Genomic DNA, 20,979 nt, shown 5'->3' on the forward strand with positions numbered 1-20,979 from the left:
AGCTGGTTAAATAAGTTAGTATCGGAATACTTAAATTTTATCAAGGGCTAGTTTTAAATCTTCAATCAAATCCTCTGCGTTTTCCAAACCAACTGAGATACGAATTTGATTTGGAGTGACACCACAAGCTAGTAAATCAGTTTCTGCCAATTGTTGGTGAGTTGTTGTTGCAGGGTGCACCACCAAAGATTTTGCATCAGCAACGTTAGCTAAATCTGAGAAGATTTCAAGATTATCAATTACGGTACGTGCTTCGTCTTGTCCACCTTTAACATGGAAAGTGAAAATAGAACCTGGACCTTTAGGGAAGTATTTTTGTGCCAAATCATAGTAAGGACTTGATGGTAATCCAGGATAGTTAACTTTTTCAACTTTTGGATGATTTTCCAAAAAGTCTACGATTTTTTTAGTATTTTCGACGTGGCGTTCGACACGAAGTGAAAGTGTTTCAAGTCCTTGCAAGAGCAAGAAAGCATTGAAAGGTGCCAAGGCAGCCCCTGTGTCACGCAAAAGTTGTGTACGAAGGGCAGTTACAAATGCTGCTGGACCAACATCACGCGTATAGCTGATATTGTGGTAAGATGGGTCCTCGTCAACCAACTGTGGGAATTTGCCTGAAGCTTCCCAGTCAAATTTACCAGAATCGACGATAAGACCTCCAATAGTTGTTCCATGTCCACCGATAAACTTAGTTGCAGAATGAACCACGATATCTACACCATGGGAGATAACATTGATGAGATATGGAGTTCCAAAAGTATTGTCAGCAACCAATGGAATCTTATGGCTGTGAGCAATTTCAGCAATTTTTTCAAAATCAGGAATGTTGATAAGCGGATTACCCAAAGACTCAATCAAGACTAGTTTGGTATTATCTTTGATAGCAGCTTCAATTTCTTCAGGATTGTCAACATCCACAAAAGTTGTTGTGACACCATAGCGTGGAAGAGTTTCTTTTAAGAGATTAAATGTTCCACCGTAGAGGGTTGTCGCAGCAACAACATGATCGCCAGCATGTGCCAAACCAAGGACCGCATAGGTGATTGCAGCCATACCTGAAGCCGTAGCCAAGGCACCAACACCACCTTCGAGGGCTGCGATACGTTCTTCAAGTACTGCTACTGTTGGATTGGTAATACGTGTGTAAATATTACCGGGTTTTCTAAGGGCAAAGAGATCTTCACCTTCTTGAGCATCGTCAAAGACATATGAAGTCGTTTGGTAAATTGGAACCGCACGTGATTTTGTTTCCTTATCAGGTGTTTGTCCAGCGTGTAATTGTAAGGTTTCAAATGAAAATTCTCGTGACATATGGGTGTCCTCCAAAACAAAAGTTGTCTTCATTCTACACCCATAAAAGCTAACTGTCTAATAGAAATTTTTTATCAATGTGATAGGGAAGGCTTATAAAAAGGACCTTTCGGTCTCTTTCTATTTCTTCTCAATAGGTGCTACGCTTGCCAAAACCTTTTTAAGTCCAACTTCTGGGAATTTTATCTTAAGTTCTTGTGTTTTGCCACTTCCAGTTACTTCTAGGACAGTCCCATCTCCCCACTTCTTGTGGTGAGCAATATCTCCGATTTCCCAGTCAGTAGCTGAATTGCCAGAGTCTGAAGTCTTGCCAAAAGGTAATCCGCCAGTAGCTTTTGAAAATGGCTGAGCGCCCGTATGTCTTTGAGGTTGTGCATTTGCTTTTCTAGTCTGCAGTGCTTGTTGTAAACTCATGCCTTGACCAAATTGTGTTGGCTCTTCCTTTGTAAAACGAACACCAAATGATGAATTGGCTGGACGTGCCAGACCTTGATATTGTAATAAATCATCTGAAATTTCACGCAAGAAACGGCTAGGGCGATTATAGCTAGTCTTACCAAAAAGCGTACGTGTATTAGCGTTGGTAAGGAAAAGAATCTCTTCAGCCCGGGTAATACCTACGTAAGCTAAGCGACGCTCTTCTTCGAGTTCTTCTGGGTCTTCTGAAGCACGAGATAAGGGGAAGACTCCCTCTTCCATACCGATAAGAAAGACAACTGGGAATTCAAGTCCTTTGGCAGCATGGAGGGTCATCAAGGTTACTTCTGCTGCTTCCATATCACCATCGTCCGTATCAGCAATCAACGCTAGATCGTTCAAGAAACGGCCTAAACGGTCAATACCAGTCTCGTCTTCCGTACCATCGGTGTTGGTTTCATCAAAATTCTTAGTAACAGACATGAACTCTTCGATATTTTCAATGCGTGCTTGACTTTCAAGTGTTTGTTGCATAGAAAGAGCATCCAGATAACCAGACTTATCCAAAACAGCCTCTACAGCTTCAGTAATGCTTAGCCCATCTAGCTGGTCACGTAGGTTCAGAATCATGTTAGCGAAATCGTAAACGCCCTGAGCCGCTTTCCCCTTGATTGGTGACAACATAATATTAGCTGAAGCATCTAGGAGACTCATGTTTTGCTCATAGGCAAAGGTACGAATCTTTTCAAGCGTACCAGGTCCAACTCCACGTTTAGGTTCATTAACCACACGTTCAAAACTAATATTATCCGCAGGATTTGCAATCAAGTTCAAGTAAGAAATAACATCACGAATTTCTTTACGGCTATAGAACCTGGTCCCTCCAACCATGGTATAAGGAATATTAGACTTAAGCAAGGCTTCTTCAATGGTACGAGACTGAGCATTGGTACGGTAAAGTACAGCGAAATCCTTGAAGTTCTTACCTTCTTCACGAATGATGTTATCAATAGTTGAAGCAACAAAAACAGCTTCATCACGTTCGTCATTAGCACGGTAATAAACGATTTGTTCACCGTCGTCATTTTGAGTCCAAAGTTTCTTAGGACGGCGGTTGCGGTTGTTCTTGATAACTTCATTGGCTGCTTGGAGAATTTTCTTGGTTGAACGGTAGTTTTCTTCCAAGAGAACTACCTTGGCTTCAGGATAGTCCTTCTCAAAGTCAAGGATATTCTGCATATCAGCCCCACGCCAACCGTAGATTGATTGGTCCGCATCACCTACGACACAGATATTCTTGAAGCGAGAAGCCAAGAGTTTTACCAACTGATACTGAGCATGGTTGGTATCTTGGTACTCATCCACGTGAATGTACTGATAACGTTGCTGATAATAGGCGAGAACATCAGGATTTTTGTCAAAGAGACGCAAAGTCATCATAATTAAATCGTCGAAATCCATGGCCTCACTACGACGGAGCTCTTCCTGATAGGCCTTGTAACATTTAGAAACGATTTGGGTGTACATATCACCGGCCTGGTGCTCATAGGCCACTTCATCCAAGAGGTCGTTTTTGGCGTTGGAAATTGTCCCTAAGATGGCACGTTCATTCCACTTCTTAGGATCTAGGTTCAGATTCTTGAGAATACGTTTCATCAAAGTACGTTGCTCACCAGGATCTACGATAGTAAAGTTTCGGTTGTAGCCAATATGGTCGGCTTCACGACGAAGGATTCGCACACACATACTATGGAAGGTTGCAATTAAGGTTTCTGAAGTTGCTGGATTTAAAGCCATAGCACGTTCACGCATCTCACGAGCTGCCTTATTGGTAAAGGTAATGGCTAGGATATTCCAGGGATTAATCATTTTCTCGTCAATGAGGTAGGCAATACGGTGGGTAAGCACACGTGTCTTACCAGATCCTGCACCAGCCATAATCAATAAAGGACCTTCAGTTGTTTGGACGGCTTCGGCCTGTTTGTCATTCATACCAGTTAATAATGGGTTCATCATATTCTCCATTCTCAAAAATAAGCTCTACTATTTTATCATTTTTTGGATGAAAATGCAGACTCTATTCATAATGGATCTGAAATAACTTTAGAAGATAATTGTTTGTTTTTATTGGAAGTACTTTGCTTAAGATTACCCATATTCTTAGCTTTTTCTAGCTTTGGGGGAAGACATGCTAAAGAATAATATTCGGATTTTTATACTTTTGATGAAAATTAGTGTTGACACTGTTCGGTTTTTTCGATAAGATATAATCACAATAAAATAAGAACCGAGTGATGTCATCAGGATGACTGGTGATTGACGGACTTCTGGAGAGATCTTGAAGCAGCCTTAGCTGTAAACAAGACACCGAAGGGGCAAGGGGTAACAACCGAAACTCTCAGGTAAAAGGACAGAAAGCATCGTAAGTTTTTTAACTTGTAGTAATAGCTTTGTATTCTCAGAGGTCTGGTTAAGCCAAACCTCTTTTTTGACGTCTCGGTTAAAGGAGATTGTAAATTTATGTTAGACTTTTTTACTACCATTGATGATTTTGTCTGGGGTCCACCCCTTCTGGTCCTTCTTGTAGGAACTGGGATTTACCTTACAATTCGTCTTGGTCTTTTGCAAGTTCTTCGTCTTCCTAAAGCTTTTAAACTTATCTTTGCTGAAGATAAAGGGGAAGGTGATATTTCTAGTTTTGCAGCCCTCGCAACGGCTCTTGCTGCAACTGTCGGTACAGGTAACATTGTCGGTGTAGCTACTGCCATCAAGACTGGTGGACCTGGTGCCCTTTTCTGGATGTGGATTGCCGCTTTCTTTGGTATGGCAACCAAATATTCCGAAGGTCTTTTGGCTATTAAATTCCGTACATTTGACGACCAAGGTAATGTTTCTGGTGGTCCAATGTATTACATTACACACGGTTTTTCTGGGAAATGGCAAACAATTGCTAAACCTTTGGCCTACTTCTTTGCCTTTGCAGGTGTGCTTGTTGCATGGTTGGGGATTGGTACTTTCTCTCAAGTTAACTCAATCACCGCTTCACTTCAAAATAGCTTTGACTGGTCACCAAAAATTGTAAGTATCTTACTTGCACTTATCACTGCGGCCATCATTTTTGGTGGTATCCAATCTATCTCTAAAGTTTCTGAAAAAGTCGTACCGTTTATGGCTGGACTTTATATCCTAGCAGCTCTTGTAGTTATCTTTACTAACTTTAATCAACTTCTTCCAGTCCTTGAAACGGTTTTCCAATCTGCCTTTACTGGTAAAGCAGCCGTTGGTGGTTTTGCTGGTGCGACAGTCATGGTTGCAATGCGTCTTGGTATTGCGCGTGGTGTCTTCTCAAATGAGTCAGGTCTTGGATCAGCTCCTATCGCTGCAGCTGCTGCTAAGACCGAAGAACCTGTTGAACAAGGTTTGATTTCAATGACAGGTACTTTCATTGATACGATCATCATCTGTACGCTTACTGGTCTTGCTATCCTTGTAACGGGTCAATGGTCAGGTAGCCTGGAAGGTGCCCCAATGACACAAGCAGCCTTCTCTTCTGTTTTTGGTACATTTGGTGAAATTGCCTTAACACTTTCTTTGGTTCTCTTTGCCTTTACAACAATCTTGGGTTGGTCTTACTACGGTGAACGTTGTTTCGAATTCATTTTCAAATCAACGAAATTCCTTCCACTCTACCGCCTCATTTTTGTAGTCATGGTTGCTCTTGGTGGTTACCTCACTCTTGATGTTGTTTGGAAAATTGCGGATATCGTAAACGGTTTGATGGCATTGCCTAACTTGATTGCCCTACTTGTCCTCTCACCAATCATCTTCAAAGAAACTAAATCATACTTTGAACGTCACAAATAAACAAAAAGAGCCTAGGCTCTTTTTTCTTGACTTTATCGGCACCAATCCTTGCTACTACTGGTCTTTTGCGTTACAATGAAATTAAATCATTTTACAACTAATACAGAAAAAATCCAAAGGAATAACTATGTCAATTACCAAAGAATTTGATACGATTACTGCAATTTCAACACCTTTAGGTGAAGGTGCTATCGGTATTGTTCGCCTATCTGGAACCGATGCAGTTGCTATTGCTAATAAGGTTTTCAAAGGAAAAAATTTAGAAACGGTCGCTTCACATACTATCAATTACGGTCATATCGTGGAAAATGATGAAACCATTGATGAAGTCATGGTCAGTGTTATGCGTGCACCAAAGACCTTTACACGTGAGGATGTCGTAGAAATCAACACCCATGGTGGTGTCGCTGTAACCAATGAAATCCTTCAACTCCTTATCCGTTCTGGTGCTCGTATGGCCGAACCTGGAGAATTTACCAAGCGTGCCTTCTTGAATGGTCGTGTGGACTTGACCCAGGCCGAAGCTGTCATGGATTTGATTCGTGCTAAGACTGATAAGGCTATGGCCGTTGCCGTTTCTCAACTTGATGGCTCGCTCAAGGATCTCATTAATAACACGCGCCAAGAAATCCTTAACACTTTGGCTCAAGTCGAGGTGAATATTGATTACCCAGAGTATGATGATGTTGAAGAAGTTACTACAAATCTAGTCCGTGAAAAAACGCAAGAGTTCCAAGTACTTCTAGAAAATCTTCTGGCTACTGCCAAACGAGGAAAAATCCTTCGAGAAGGTCTTTCAACGGCAATCATTGGTCGTCCAAATGTCGGAAAATCTAGTCTTCTTAATAATCTCCTACGTGAGGAGAAGGCTATCGTTACAGACATTGAGGGTACAACACGTGATGTCATTGAAGAATACGTTAATATCAAAGGCGTTCCCCTTAAGTTAATTGATACCGCTGGTATCCGTGATACAGATGATGTTGTTGAAAAAATTGGTGTGGAACGTTCTAAGAAAGCTCTCGAAGAGGCTGACCTGGTTCTTCTTGTCCTTAATAGCTCTGAACCGTTAACTGAGCAAGACCGTACATTACTCGAAATTAGCCAAAATAGCAATCGTATCATTCTCCTAAATAAGACAGACCTTCCACAAGCAATCCAATTGGAAGAGCTTCCTGAAGACGTCATTCCAATTTCAGTCCTCAAAAATGAAAATATTGACAAAATTGAAGACCGCATTAATCAACTCTTCTTTGATAATGCTGGTCTAGTGGAGAAAGATGCTACTTATCTCTCAAATGCCCGTCACATTTCACTCATTGAAAAAGCCCTCGAAAGCCTTGAAGCAGTCAATCAAGGTCTTGAATTAGGCATGCCTGTTGATCTCCTACAGGTTGATATGACACGTACTTGGGAGATTCTTGGTGAAATTACTGGTGATGCTGCTCCAGATGAACTCATTACGCAACTATTTAGTCAGTTCTGTCTAGGGAAATAAACATAACTAAATTTATGTAAAAAGATGCTTTGTCATCTTTTTGTTTTGCCAGTAGTTAATACAGAAATATAATTATGTAAACAACTTATCAATACCATCAGACGATTTACTCATGCTTTTTAAGAAAGAAAATGCTATCATGGTACTATCCTATGATTTTGAAAGGTTTGCCATGAGACAAGCAGCTACTGATACAGATTTTAAACATTTGATAGATTTTGACGATAATCTGCTTCCATTTCGATTGACGGAAACTAAGGTTGAAAATGGACGCCCTGATATCCTTTTTCATTGGCATCCAGAGCTTGAGATTCAGTATGTTTATGAGGGGACAGCTCGTTATCACATTGATTATGACTATTTTGACAGTCAAGCTGGAGATATCTTTTTAATTCGTCCGAATGGCCTTCATTCGATTCACCCCGTAGATAATCAGTCTCATCATACGGACACCCTACATTTTCATTTGGATATGCTGGGACAATCGCTGGTGGACCCGCTTAGTCTACGTTACCTACAGCCCCTACAGAATTCTATTTTCAAGTTTAAACAATGCCTGAGACCATCAGACGAGGGGTATAGGGAAATTAGAGCTCTCCTCTTTGAGATTTTTAAGATGATTCGTCAGAAGGATCGTCACTATGAACTTCTTCTCAAGTCAAAACTAGAAGAATTAATCTACCTCCTCTACTTCTATCGTTTGGTAGAGCGAAAAACTTCTGATGATCATTATCGTAAGAATGAGAAGATTCGGGAAATCATTGATTACATTAACCAACATTATGCCGAAAATCTCACTATTGAAAAGTTGTCAGAGCTCATGGGATATAGTAAGACCCACTTTATGACGATTTTTAAGCAACATACAGGTACCTCTTGTACAGAATTTATCATCCAAGCAAGACTCAATGCTGCTTGCGAGGAGCTTCGTAATAGCGTTAAACCAGTTTTGGAAATTGCTACTAATGTTGGTTTTAATAACCTATCCAATTTCAACCGCCAATTTAAACACTATTACGATCAAACACCAAGCCAGTATCGAAAGACACATAGTAACAAGAAGAAAACAAAAAAGAGTTAGCCAAATGGTTAACTCTTTTTATATCTGCAGACTTCTTAGTTTTTCTCTTTACCTTTGTGTTTTCCACTAAGTCCAAAGAGAGTGAGCAACATACCAAGTCCGAGGAGACCAGCGTGTGACCCCTTGTCACCTGTTGTAGGAAGAACTTCAGTTTGAGCAGATGTTTCTGTCACTTTTTCAGTTTCTTTAAGTGCTTCGCTTCTTGTTGAAATGAAGAATACTTTTCCATTAGGAGTCGTCACTACTTTAGATACCACTGGTTTAGTTGTTTCAAGATCTTTAGCAATAGTTGATGGAGTAACAGGTTCCAAAGGATTAAGTGTAGGGTCTGCTGCATTTTCTTTTTTGTTCAAGGCAGCAAAATCAGCACTTGAAATTGAAATGGTACGTGAATTTGGATTGATAACGGCATACTTAGAAAGGTTTGCACGTGTCAAGTAATCCGCAAAGACGGTATCCATTGATGGACCTTCTTCACGAGGACCACCCAACATTGTGAAGCCATCACCACCAGCAGCCAAGAAGTCGTTGGTTACAAGGTAGTAAGTTCCGTTTGTGTTGAGTGGTTTATAGACACCAGTTTCTGGATCCAAAATGTCAATTGACAAGATACGTTTTTCAGCTGGAAGAGTTGTGTCATAATAAACACGAGCTCCTGAGACTTGAAGGAAGCCACCAGATGGTTCAAGGAGAGGTTGACCATTTTCATCCAGAACAGTTTTACCACTTTCGTCAACTTGGAGAATAGAACCAAGAGATTTGACAAACATATCATGGATATTTTGACCTGTTACTTGAATTTGAGCAACTGAGTTACCAAATGGAAGAACGGCAATGATATCACCTTTAGTAATTGGTTTGTCTTTGGCAATTGTTTCACGAAGACCACCACCGTTTGTTACGGCAAGGTTAGACTTGTGTGTGAAGGCTGATTGTCCGTAATCTAAGAGAGCATCAGCGACCACATTACCAAGGTTAGTTTCGCGAACACGAACGTCCATACGGTCACCGCTAAGTTTAACAGGGCTATTTTCAATAACGACTTTTGAAGAATCTGCCTTGTACTTAGCTTGGATATCATCAATCATAGCTTTAACCGTTGGGTTAACTTGATAATTTTTCTTAGCTTCGTCGTGTGAAATCACGCCATGTGACAAGACACGGTCAGAATTATAAACGACGCGGCCGACATTATTAAGGTAGCTACCAGTTTGGTTGTAAGTAACGTTATCGCCGTATGTCGCTGTGTGAAGAGTGTGTGAGTGACCATCAAGGACAAGAACACGTTTTCCTTTCAAAGGTGCATAGTTTGAAAGAGCTTCTGCCAAAGTTGATCCACGCCATTCAACTGGAGTTGTTGTATCAATCCCCAAGTGACTAAGGACAACATAAGTCTTGTATTCCTTACCTTCGGCACGGGCATTTGATTCCACTTGGTCAACAACAGCCTTAACTTCACTAATAGGATCAGTGAAAGAGACACCAGGGATATTACGTGGGTGTGTCTTAGTAGCTGTCTCAGGTGTAGTGACACCAATAACGACTACTTCATCTCCATCAACACCAGGTGTTTTGTCAACGATTGTAGATGGTTGGAAAAGACGTACGCCATTTACATATACGTTAGATGTGATGATTGGGAAATTGATTTGTTTGCTCAAACGACGCAATTGATCAAGACCAAAGTCAAACTCATGGTTACCCACTGTCATGGCATCAAAACCAACAGCATTCATGACGCTTGCCATGTCTTCACCTTTAGAACTGTTTGAGATTGGAAGTCCTTGGAATGAGTCCCCGGAGTCAAAGACAAGGGTTGTTCCTTTTGAACGAGAATCATTTACGATACCAGACAAAAGGGCATCACCAATAACTCCGTTACGATCATCTTCAACCATACGACCGTGAACATCGTTGGTGTGAAGGACAGTTACAGTGTCGTTGCTGGCACTTGTGCTAGCATTTGTCACGACTTCTGTTGTAGGAGTTGCGGCTGCAGTTGCTGTTTCACTTGCTGTAGCAGCAGGTGTTTCGCTTGTTTCAGCTGTTGAAGCAGTAACAACTGATGTTGAACTAGCTACTGGTGCTGCAGACTCGCTAGATGCAGTTGTTGCTGCAGTAGATGTCGCATTGGTAGTTGCCTCTGTAGCTACTACTTCAGTGCTTGGCGCTGTAACAGCTGCATGAGTTTCTACCTCGTCAGCTTGGACAGCATTGGCCAAGATGGCAGTTGAGACAAGTAGGGTTGATAGAGTCGTTGCAACGACTGTTTTCTTCTTCATTCCAAAAGACCTTTCTGATTTTTAAATCGCTTTTATTATACCACATTTATAAGATTAGAATTAAATAATTTTCAAGATTTTATTAGATATTCAAACAATTTTTTCAAAAATCAATAGGTGGCTAAACGTTTTTCAAGATAGCCTTGAAGTAACTCTAGAGTAAAGCTCAAAGTCCAGTAAATAAGGGCGATTAGGATATACATAGACATGTAGTCATACTCACGCCCACCGATTATCTTAGCATTTTGGAAAATGTCAGGCACTGTAATCATAGCCGCCAATGAGGAACTCTTTACCATATCAATGATGACATTACCAAGAGGTGCTACTGCTATACGCATGGCCTGAGGTAAGATAATTCGACGGATAATAGACTTCTGAGGAAGACCAAGAGAACGAGCGGCTTCCCACTGCCCCCTATCTACGGCAGCTATGGATGAACGGAAAATCTCTGCCATATAAGCGGCACTAACACAGGAGAAGCCAATAAAGGCACAAAGAAGGGCAGGCAGCTGAACACCAACGTAAGGCAGACCAAAGTAAAGAATGAAGAGCACGACCAACATAGGAACCCCACGCATGATGGAAATATAAATACGTGCTGGATACTTCAACCAAGGTTTTTGCGACATCCGCATAAAGGCAAGGATGATGGCAAATACATTCCCAACCATAAAGCTTAAAAGGGAAATCCCCAACGTATAAGGCAGACCTGATAGAACATAGGGAATGCTTTTTAGAATCAGTGAAAAATCAATAATCATAAGTCTTTCTTTCTAAACATTTCTTTAGCAAATAAGCGATCCAATTGGATCGCTCATATTATTCAACATCAGAGATGTCAATCTCAGTGTAGTCAACTTTCGTTTTCTTTGTAACGTCTTGACCAGCAAAGAACTTCTCTGAAATTTTGGTAAGGGTACCATCTTTCTTCATGTCTTTGATAGCTTTATTAACTTTTTCTTGAAGGGTTTTATTCTTCAATGAGAAAGTAAAGCTTGTTGAGTAAGGGTTACTGTAGATACCATCGTTGATCTTAACAGGGTACCTGTCTTTGATAGCGGCTACTGCCATCTTTTGCAAATAGTAATCATTGACGATAACGTCTGTACGACCATTTACCAAGTCTTGCATATAAACGTCATTGGTAACATTGTCATATACGACAAGTTCAGCACCCATTTTTTTGGCAATCTTCATGTACTTTGTACTTGCAGCACCAGCTGCTTTCTTACCTTTGAGGTCCTTCCATGAAGAAATTCCTGAATTATCTGATTCACGAACTACCATTGAAGTAAATGAATACTTGTATGGTTCAGAACGCAAGAATTTTTTAACGTTCTTGTTGTCATCTTCGAGTGAGTAGTTAGCAATATCTACTTGACCACTATTTACAGCAGTAAGCATGCCATCCACGCCCATCTCCGTGAAGTCAATTTTCAACTTAAGACGTTTTCCAACTTCTTTGAGAATCTCAACGTCATAACCAGTCAAATTGTTCTTATCATCGTGGTAGCTTTGTGGGTAAAGAGTTCCAGCGGTCGCAACCTTGATGCTTCCACGTTTCTTAATCTTTTCCCAGTTCTTCTCACCTGTACTCTGTGACGAGCAGGCAACCAAAAAGACCGCAGCCAAAATTAGGCTAAATACGGCGAAAAATCTCTTTTTCATCTATGTGTGTCTCCTTAAAAAATGAAGTTAAGTTAAAAACTTATAATCTTAGCCTATACTATTTGAAAGGGTTTCACAAAATATTGAACTGAAAAAAAGAATGTTTAGCTAAAAAGCGAACGTTCTTCCATTTGTTGGGCCAAGTGTAAGAGGAGGTCCTCTCTTCCCTTGGCGGCTGTCAGTTGAACACCAAGTGAGAGACCTTGCTCATCCCGATAGACAGGTAAAGAAATCGAAGGTTGTCCAGTCAGGTTAGCTTGTTGCGTGAAAGGTGTCCAATCTAAGCTATCCGCAAACATTTCCCAAATAAGTTCCTGTTGCTTTGGCCAATCAAAATCTGCCATATGTTTGAGTTGATTTTGTAAGTTTTCAGAGAGGGCAAACTGTCCATGCTTAGGTGCCACATTTGCAACTGTTGGTGTCAGAAGAATATCGTAAGACTCATGAAAATTCGCCATCTGATGGCTATACTGATCCCACTGGGCAAGGATTTTAGAGTAAATTTTAGCAGGAATCTTTTGCCCAGATTGGAAAATAGCCCAAGTCATCAACTCCATATCTTCAAAGGTCATCTTCCGTTCTAAACCAGCCTCTATGGAATCAAACATGGCTGCTGTCTCCACACTATTCATGATGTAATAAGACTGCATGGCTTCAATCCCATTCAAGGGCTGCTCGCTAATTTCATGCACATGATGTCCTAGGCTTTCCAAGGCTCTAGCAGCCTTTTTTGTCGCCGCAATAGCAGATTCAGACACCTTACCACCAATAGGAGAGAGAGTCGAAAAAGCAATCTTCAAAGGTTTAACTGGTTCTTCTAAAGACACTTTGCTAAGCTTCGGTATAATAAAGGGACTTTCCATCTGACACGTCTGCATGTGATAGAGCAAGCGTTTTGTATCTCGTACAGTCTTAGTCAAGGCAAACTGGACAGATGCACCCTGCCAGCCACGGAAAGAACTAGGACCGACAGGAATCCGTCCTCTGCTAGGCTTAAGACCAATAAGTCCGTTAAAGGAGGCTGGAATACGGATAGAACCTCCACCGTCACTAGCTGGTGCCAAGGGAGAAATGCCAGAACTTATAAGAGCTGCCGCACCACCACTTGACCCGCCAGCATTACGTGTCACATCGTCGGGCAGGTTAACAGGACCATGAATCTGAGCATCACTGATATTTTTGAAGCCAAACTCAGGAGTGCTAGAACGCCCTAAAATAATAAATCCCAGTTTCTCAAGTTTCTTAACATAATTATCCGTCTCCGTTGCACGATAACTTGTAAATAGTCGAGAACCTGCAGTTGACGGCTCACCAGCTTGCTCCTGCCCCAAATCCTTTAGGAAAATTGGAACTCCAGCAAAAGGCCTTTCTGAAAAGTCTCTAGTTTCTGCTTCTTTCAATGCTTTTTCGTAGCGTTGACTGACGATAGCATTGATTTTAGGATTCGTCCTCTCTGCTTCACGAATGGTAGCCTCCACTAGTTCTCGGGGACTGACCATCTTATTTTGCACGGCTTCAGCCATTGCCGTTGCATCTGACCACTCATTAATTGTCATCTTATACTCTCCCTGCTTATCTTTTCCTAAATTATACTAAAAAAAGCGAAACGCCTAAAACGTTCCGCCTTAAATCTTGATAATTAGTCTTGCCAAGTCTCTTGATTTTCTTTGAATTTCTTCAAAAGTTGAAGTCCATCTGCTGTGATGTAGCCTTGAACTTTAGCGACTTTGATCAACTCAGTGTAGTTTGAAAGAGTAACCAATTTCACACCAGCATCCGCAAAGTTTTTCTCAGCTTTTGGCAATTCGTAAGTGAAGATAGCCACAACACCGATAACATCAGCCCCTTCACGCTCTGCAGCTGCTACAGCATCAAGTACTGAACCACCAGTTGAAATCAAGTCTTCAACAACAACCATTTTTTCGCCTTTAACCACACGACCTTCGATTTGGTTACCAGCACCGTGATCTTTTGGTTTGCTACGGATGTAGGCAAATGGAAGGTTCATCTTGTCAGCGATAATCGCACCATGAGGAATACCAGCAGTTGCAGTACCTGCAATCACTTCTACTTCAGGGAATTCTTCCTTAATCTTTTCCACAAAACCATTTTCAATAAGTGTACGAGTTTCTGGATAAGACAATGTAATACGGTTGTCTGTGTAGATTGGTGATTTGATTCCTGATGCCCATGTAAATGGTTCTTCGGGTTTAAGGTAAACAGCCTTGATATCGAGCAAGTCAGATGCGATTTGTGATGCTAATGTCATAATTATTATCCTCCGTAAAGCGTTTTCTATTCTTTATTATAACCTAATTCCATCTATTTTCCTATGAAATAAGGTCTTTTTGAAAATTTATTGACCGTTCCATTGGGCCTTGATGTCGTGATAAGCTGCTACTGGATCGTCAACTTGTGTAATTGGACGACCAACAACAATGTAATCTGAACCAATTTGACGGGCATCGGCAGGTGTCATAACACGTTTTTGGTCACCAACTGCTGCTCCTGCTGGACGAATACCAGGTGTCAAACAAACGAAATCTTCATTTGTTGCTTCTTTGATTTTTGCTACTTCATGTGCTGAGCAGACAACACCATCAAGACCTGCTTCAGCAGTCTTTTTAGCATAATGAACCACAGATTCTTGAAGTGTGGTTTGGATATTTTGGAAATCACGCATCTGCTCTTCAGAGGTAGAGGTCAACTGTGTTACAGCAATCAAGATTGGACCATCTCCCAAGCCTTCACGCGCAGCCTTCATCATTTCCACACCACCAGCCGCATGCACATTAGTCATATCAACGCCAAGGTTAGACAAGACACGCATGGCTGATTTCACAGTATTTGGAATATCGTGAAGCTTAAGGTCAAGGAAAACACTATGGCCAAGCTCTTTAACGTAGCGTACAATCTCAGGCCCAGCAGCATAGTAGAGTTCCATACCAATCTTCACATAGAGCTTTTCATCAGCAGGAAACTTAGTAAGGAAAGCCTTCACATCCTCAAAGGTCGGGAAATCAAGGGCAATAACAGGACGATTTTCTCTCATTTCTTATATCCTTTCACACAAAAAACCTCCGCCAGTCAGCGAAGGTTGCACGAAAATAGGGCAGTCCCTACCCTTTAGTGATGCCGTAGCATCTCAGTACACCTTTCTCGCCTCTCTGGACTCGATTAAAGGTTCAGTTCAATTTGTTCCATTATAGCGCTTTTATGAGGGAATGTCAAAGGGGGTATCTTTAATCTCTATCCTGTAGTACATTAATGAAATTTTTAAAACTTATTTCAAAGTCTTTAGAAACCTATATATTCATATTTCATTCTTAATTCTTGGTAGATATAATATCTTAAAACTTCTCGAAGAAGCAATGTTGTTTCGTACATCTCACTGATATCTGTTATCAATTTTGGATATTTATCCTTCGAATCACCGTGAGTATAATAATTGCGTGTTTGAGTTAATTTTTTTATCAGCAATTCTCTCTCTACATTTGAAAAAATTTTAGACTGATTAAGCTCATCTATTGAATCAAATAAATTTTTCAACCGTTCAGAAAGACTTGGTTCTTTCTTATTAAATTTCAATCTATTTCTAAACTTACCTCTAACCTCCTCTAAGAGATTTGTATTTATAAAATTGAGCAAACATCGTTTTTGTTCTTCTTCAATATCAGATAAACGTTGCGGTATTTTAAAATTCTTAAAATTTCTTGAATATACTTCTAGATTTCTGATTGCATCAACCAACTGATTTTCCAAGAATAAGTTACCATGAAGATTTTTTGAAAATTGTTTAACTATAAAATCAAGTTCCTCAGATTTATCAAACCAATGATTTAAAATAGCTTCAAAATTATTCTCTAATCTCTTTAAAGAGATATCTTGCTGAGAATTTGATTTCCATTTTTTAGACTTTCTAGCATGTTGCACAAAGAATTTTCCTTTTGTCAGTGGCAAACGTTTATCATCTACCATTTTATAATCAACTAGAAATTCAATATTAGTAAAAGACAAAGGTATATTTGATAAAATTTCAATAAGGTCCTTAATCTTGCATGAAGCATGATAAAAATCATTAAAAAGTCTTTTTTTTGAATCAGCTGAAGTAAGTTTAATAAAATAATCACTTGTAAATGATATGTTTGTAAACGAAGAATGTAGTATTGCTGAATCCTCAAAGTTCATTCCTACTGATTTTATTAACGCTTTTGTTGATTGATATTTATGTACTGCACTCTTAAAAATAGTTTGATTCTTATCACGCTTAATGGTCACCAGTGATTTGGCAATCCATTCCTCAATGTGTTCGAAACTAAATTTAAATTCTTTTACTTTTTCAGAATCTAATTCATTTATTAATTTCTTAAAGGCTTCTGAATTATAGTCAAAGTTTTCTACTTCATTATAAAATACACTGTAGATTTTAAAGTCTTTAACTCTATATTTAGTTATTGAAAAACCAGGATATGATAAATATACCATCGGTTCTCCATAAGTGTTTAAAATTAAAATATTGCCATCACTAGTGAATCCATATATTTTTTCCAAATGCTTGCCAAGATTAAAAGAAATACCTAGGTCCTCTTCAAATTCGCCAAATAATTCTAATACAATTTCTCTTGAAGAATAATGTAAAATACCGCTCAAATTATTCTTACTATTGAAATTATCTGGACATTCTGAAAAATAACCTTTTATATCAAACTCTTTGTCCCAAGTATAATCTTTAAATTTCATAATGCTCCTTTTATTTTTTTAAACGTTTTTCTGAGTTTCTAAATTTAAAAAATCAAATACATAGCTTCAAGAAATTACAATACAAAAAATCTTTTATCTATCAATAATGATATTATACTCCAAGAATACTTAGTATTTCTAGAAAAAATAGTTCACCCATTCGAGGTAGAATACTAACTAATATATAGATATAATCTGGCATTAACTGAACTTCGATTATTTAAACGCCTTTATAATGATATATTTTATTCACAACGCTAGAGAAAGAATTGAACATAAAGTCACCAATAAAAAAGATGGAAGTTTTAGTTTCCATCTTTTTACTTTTAAACCAATTATTCTATTTCCCCAACAACTCTCTTCTAACTTCCTTACGCAAGTCTTCAAGTGTTGTGATGTCGTACTTATCCATGACTTCAGGGAGGCGGTCGATGATTTTAGGGCAGGCATAGGGATCTGCGAAGTTTGCTGTTCCGACACCGATGGCTGAGGCACCAGAGATAAACATTTCGATAGCTGCTTCGGCACTGTCGACTCCCCCCATACCGATGATTGGAAGGTCTGAAGCTAGAGCAACTTGGCGGATAAGTTTAAGGGCTACTGAAAAGACAGCTGGTCCTGACATACCACCTTGTCCATTGGCAATGATAGGTTTGCGAGTCGCCAAATCATAGCGTGTACCAACCAAGGTGTTAATCATGGTGAAACCTGTCGCACCGGCATCTTCGACTGCTTTGGCGACACTTGTGATGTCAGCGACGCTTGGAGTCAGTTTGACATAGACAGGCACATCAGAGTGAGAGACACTGGCTTTTACTGCCGCATAGGCAAGTTCTGGGACTTGTCCGATGAGGAGGCCGTTATTACCATGGTCCACATTTGGACATGAGATATTAAGCTCGATTGCCTTGACATTGCTGGCTTTGGAAATCTTGTGAGAGACTTCCGCATATTCTTCGTTTGAAAATCCAGCTACATTGGCAATGATTGGAAGCTCAGGATAATGCTCCTGCAACCAAGGGAGTTTTTCAGACAAGACAGCATCAACACCAGGGTTTTGCAAGCCAATGGCATTAAGCATGCCTGATGGTGTCTCAGCCACACGGGGTGTTGGATTACCAAAACGAGGGTTGGCGGTCGTAGCCTTAATCATGATTGACCCTAGTTTGTCCAAATCATAATACTTGGCATACTCTTGACCAAAACCGAAGCAACCTGAAGCTGGGATAATAGGATTTTTCAAATCAAGCCCTGGAAGGCTAATAGCTAAACGATTTTCTGATTTAATCTCTGACATGGTAACCTCCTAGACGATGACTTTTCCGGTAGGGAAGACCGGCCCTTCCTCGCAAACACGAAGATTTTTGGCATCTGATTCTCCTTTAACGTGAACTACACAGGCATAGCAAGCACCCATACCGCAAGCCATACGAGCTTCCATAGAAACATAGGCATGAGGATGGTTTTCAAACTTGCTGTCGACATATTTAAGCATGCCTGGAGCTCCACAACTGTAAACGGCATCTGGAGTCCAGTCGAAACCATCAATAACCGTCGAAACGTAACCCTTGATACCATATGAACCGTCATCAGTCGTCACGTAGACTTCACCACAAGCTCTGAGTTTATCCTCCAAGATGACGGCATCCTTATTGGCAAAACCAATGACTGATATAACTTCAACTCCCTTAGCCTTCAACTGCTTGGCCGTCTCAACCAAAGGCGGTACACCAATACCTCCACCAACGAGAAGGGCTTTCTGCCCAGCCTCAATAACGGAAATATCAAAGCCATTACCCTGAGGGCCCATGGTATCAATAGTTTGACCGGCTACCATCTTAGAAAGGATAGCAGTTCCCTCGCGTTCCACTCGATAGACTATGGTTGCCTCTTTCTTGTCGTAGTCGATCTCTGAAATGGAAATCGGACGACGAAGGAGCTTACTTGGGTCTGGCACTTTGAGGTGGACGAACTGACCAACCTTCATATCTGCAACCATCTCTCCCCTAAGCACCATCTCGAAAATACGAGGTGCAATCTCACGCTGACTCACAATGGTTAAATCTTCAACTAAAATCATGACAACCCTTTCTAAACTGCAAAATGTCATCAAAAAAACCTCGCCACATGGCAAGGTCGCACAAAAAATCACAGGAGAACCCTGTTTTTTCACCTGTCCGACCTTTCAAGCCTCTCTGGACTCATTTAAAGGTTATTTTGTGATTATTATAACTGTTTTCAAGACGGATGTCAAAGGAGAAAAGAAAAAACCAAAGCTTATAAAATTAAGCTAAGGTCTCTCCAGCCTATAACTAGGTCCTCTGTTTGATACGTTTTCAATCATCTCATAGGGGAACATGAATTATCAACATTCCTAACAAGGAGTGTTAGATTTTTTGAGCTAGAGTTTTAAATAAGATTATTTAAACAATCTGTCGTAAACCATGGTATGAGCCAATTGCTGACCATCGCCACCCAACAAATCAACCAAGGCGTAAGCAAAGGCTAGTGCTGTTCCGGCACCACGGCTAGTGACAATATTGCCGTCAACAACAACCAAGTCAGTTTGATGCTCGCCAGATGCAATTTGTTCTTCAACACCAGGGAAACATGTGAATTTACGCCCTTCAAGCAAGCCGGCACGTTCGAGAACAATAGGTGCCGCACAAATGGCAGCAACATATTTTCCGGCTTTTGCAGCGTCTTGAAGAGAGACAATCAAGGCCTGATTGTCGCGTAGATTAGTTGAGCCAGGCATACCTCCAGGAAGAACTACCAAGTCGTAATCCGTAAAATTGCCATCAAATACACCATCCATAGCGACTTGAATCCCATGTGAGCCAGTTACTGACGCACTTTCAAGTCCTAGCATGTTACAGTCAAATCCTGCTCGGCGGAAGACATCCACTGGGCTCAAGGCTTCGATTTCTTCAAAACCTTCCGCAAATACTACTGCTACTTTTGTCATGATATACCTCCAATTTGCTTATCACAAGATTCTATTACGCCTTAAATTATAGCAGTTTTAGAAGCAGGAAACAAACCATAAAAATGGCCTTTAAGCACGAAAAAAGACAGTACAAGGACTGTCTTTGTCATCTTATCTAATTAAACTTGCTAGGATCCACAAGAGATAAATATGGGCTGGGTAGAAAATATAGAAGAAATTCTTGTTACCACTACCACGTTCACCATTATAGAAATACATAGGAATCGCAGCAAAGACCATCATCCACTGCACACCTGTCGGATCAAAGAGATGGGCAATCACTGAAATAACAGCTAAGACAATGATTTGAGCAATGCGATTGGTACGGAAAATATAGAATAGCAACCCAAGAATAACCATGACAAAGCCACCCTCAACCATGATAATACTTGGCACAAGTGACAAGATAAAGGCAACAATCTGCACAAAGAGTGGGTTTGCATTTGGCGTTTCAAATATGCCTGAAAGGATTACAACCGGTATGGATGATAGAATCGGTAAGAGAAAGACACCAATCCCTTGAATCAACTCCTTGTTCGATTTATCGCGAAGCCCCTTAGCCAACAAATCCCAAGAGCAAATAAAAATCCCAGTGATAAAGAAGGTTGAAAAGGCATTGTTGGTTAAACCGATACTACCATTATGAAAAATACTACCAATGATGGCGTTGCCAATGATCATAAACCAACTCATGTAAAGCAGACGCCTGAGAAAAGCCATACGATCATGAGTGTAGTGAAAACTATCAGCAGCAAGAAAGAGGAAAATTGGGAAAGACAGACGTCCCAACATCGTCAACCATATAGGTGCCCCCATACTCCCGAACATCTGATAGATTTGGTCTAAAAACATAAGTGCAACAGCCAGGTATTTCAAATTAGTCGCATTGCATATCTTTTTAATATCGTTCATTTAATGCTCCTTTAATTTTCAGCATATTAAATGATACCACAAGTCAGATGTAAATTCAAAGGTATTCAGGGAAATAAAAGACATAACTTTTTAACTATTTTAGCGGAACAATTTCTGTAATAAAAATGGTTCATAATAATAACAAACTCAATTCCGACTACCCATCCAAAGCATTTTTACTCTCTTTGTGCTATAATAGTTAGGCAATATTTAC

At 40.2% G+C, this 20,979-nt stretch carries 16 protein-coding genes and 1 riboswitch; of the genes, 3 read left to right on the forward strand and 13 right to left on the reverse strand.

Annotation, left to right across the window (positions count from 1 at the left end; all coding sequences use genetic code 11):
* Nucleotides 1–30: 30 nt before the first annotated feature.
* A complete protein-coding gene (locus tag HMPREF2607_RS03880) occupies nt 31–1,311 on the reverse strand; it encodes an O-acetylhomoserine aminocarboxypropyltransferase/cysteine synthase family protein (RefSeq protein WP_261674274.1) in 1,281 nt (426 codons plus the stop codon).
* Nucleotides 1,312–1,431: 120 nt separating this feature from the next.
* Nucleotides 1,432–3,741 (reverse strand): DNA helicase PcrA, encoded by a 2,310-nt coding sequence (gene pcrA / locus HMPREF2607_RS03885; RefSeq protein ID WP_070475969.1) that lies wholly within the window; start codon nt 3,739–3,741, stop codon nt 1,432–1,434.
* A 304-nt stretch (nt 3,742–4,045) separates the two neighbouring features.
* A riboswitch (glycine riboswitch) is annotated at nt 4,046–4,152 on the forward strand.
* Nucleotides 4,153–4,248: 96 nt separating this feature from the next.
* Here pcrA and HMPREF2607_RS03890 point away from each other — a divergent pair.
* From HMPREF2607_RS03890 to HMPREF2607_RS03900, 3 genes are all read left to right on the forward strand, one after another.
* The gene (locus tag HMPREF2607_RS03890) at nt 4,249–5,592 is read left to right on the forward strand and encodes an alanine/glycine:cation symporter family protein (protein ID WP_014634502.1); all 1,344 of its coding nucleotides are present in this window, start codon (nt 4,249–4,251) and stop codon (nt 5,590–5,592) included.
* A gap of 127 nt (nt 5,593–5,719) precedes the next feature.
* Nucleotides 5,720–7,090, forward strand: a complete 1,371-nt coding sequence (gene mnmE, locus HMPREF2607_RS03895) for a tRNA uridine-5-carboxymethylaminomethyl(34) synthesis GTPase MnmE (protein WP_014634503.1) — start codon at nt 5,720–5,722, stop codon at nt 7,088–7,090.
* Nucleotides 7,091–7,229: 139 nt separating this feature from the next.
* The gene (locus HMPREF2607_RS03900; RefSeq protein ID WP_083278655.1) at nt 7,230–8,171 is read left to right on the forward strand and encodes an AraC family transcriptional regulator; all 942 of its coding nucleotides are present in this window, start codon (nt 7,230–7,232) and stop codon (nt 8,169–8,171) included.
* A gap of 35 nt (nt 8,172–8,206) precedes the next feature.
* Here HMPREF2607_RS03900 and nt5e read toward each other — a convergent pair whose 3' ends face one another.
* From nt5e to HMPREF2607_RS03955, 11 genes are all read right to left on the reverse strand, one after another.
* Nucleotides 8,207–10,453, reverse strand: a complete 2,247-nt coding sequence (gene nt5e / locus HMPREF2607_RS03905) for a cell surface ecto-5'-nucleotidase Nt5e (RefSeq protein WP_064520837.1) — start codon at nt 10,451–10,453, stop codon at nt 8,207–8,209.
* 110 nt (nt 10,454–10,563) lie between these two features.
* Complete coding sequence (locus tag HMPREF2607_RS03910) at nt 10,564–11,217, reverse strand: amino acid ABC transporter permease (protein WP_070475972.1); 654 nt, start codon at nt 11,215–11,217, stop codon at nt 10,564–10,566.
* Nucleotides 11,218–11,275: 58 nt separating this feature from the next.
* Nucleotides 11,276–12,124, reverse strand: a complete 849-nt coding sequence (locus HMPREF2607_RS03915; protein WP_070475974.1) for a transporter substrate-binding domain-containing protein — start codon at nt 12,122–12,124, stop codon at nt 11,276–11,278.
* A gap of 104 nt (nt 12,125–12,228) precedes the next feature.
* A complete protein-coding gene (locus HMPREF2607_RS03920) occupies nt 12,229–13,680 on the reverse strand; it encodes an amidase (RefSeq protein WP_070475977.1) in 1,452 nt (483 codons plus the stop codon).
* A gap of 83 nt (nt 13,681–13,763) precedes the next feature.
* Nucleotides 13,764–14,393: an orotate phosphoribosyltransferase gene (gene pyrE / locus HMPREF2607_RS03925; protein ID WP_004182503.1), complete on the reverse strand. Its 630-nt coding sequence runs from the start codon at nt 14,391–14,393 to the stop codon at nt 13,764–13,766.
* Nucleotides 14,394–14,480: 87 nt separating this feature from the next.
* Entirely contained in the window at nt 14,481–15,176 is a 696-nt protein-coding gene (gene pyrF, locus HMPREF2607_RS03930; protein ID WP_070475980.1) for an orotidine-5'-phosphate decarboxylase, read from the reverse strand.
* Nucleotides 15,177–15,421: 245 nt separating this feature from the next.
* Nucleotides 15,422–16,864, reverse strand: a complete 1,443-nt coding sequence (locus HMPREF2607_RS03935) for a HEPN domain-containing protein (protein ID WP_070475982.1) — start codon at nt 16,862–16,864, stop codon at nt 15,422–15,424.
* A gap of 340 nt (nt 16,865–17,204) precedes the next feature.
* Nucleotides 17,205–18,161 carry a dihydroorotate dehydrogenase gene (locus tag HMPREF2607_RS03940; protein WP_014634512.1) on the reverse strand — a complete coding sequence of 319 codons (957 nt, stop codon included), beginning with the start codon at nt 18,159–18,161 and terminating at the stop codon, nt 17,205–17,207.
* 9 nt (nt 18,162–18,170) lie between these two features.
* Nucleotides 18,171–18,944 carry a dihydroorotate dehydrogenase electron transfer subunit gene (locus tag HMPREF2607_RS03945; protein ID WP_014634513.1) on the reverse strand — a complete coding sequence of 258 codons (774 nt, stop codon included), beginning with the start codon at nt 18,942–18,944 and terminating at the stop codon, nt 18,171–18,173.
* A gap of 339 nt (nt 18,945–19,283) precedes the next feature.
* Complete coding sequence (locus HMPREF2607_RS03950) at nt 19,284–19,832, reverse strand: DJ-1 family glyoxalase III (RefSeq protein WP_014634514.1); 549 nt, start codon at nt 19,830–19,832, stop codon at nt 19,284–19,286.
* 132 nt (nt 19,833–19,964) lie between these two features.
* Complete coding sequence (locus tag HMPREF2607_RS03955) at nt 19,965–20,765, reverse strand: TraX family protein (RefSeq protein WP_014634515.1); 801 nt, start codon at nt 20,763–20,765, stop codon at nt 19,965–19,967.
* Between the last annotated feature and the right edge of the window lie 214 nt (nt 20,766–20,979).

Origin of the sequence: Streptococcus sp. HMSC078H03 (assembly GCF_001808655.1) — a bacterium.
GTDB lineage: Bacteria > Bacillota > Bacilli > Lactobacillales > Streptococcaceae > Streptococcus > Streptococcus salivarius_G.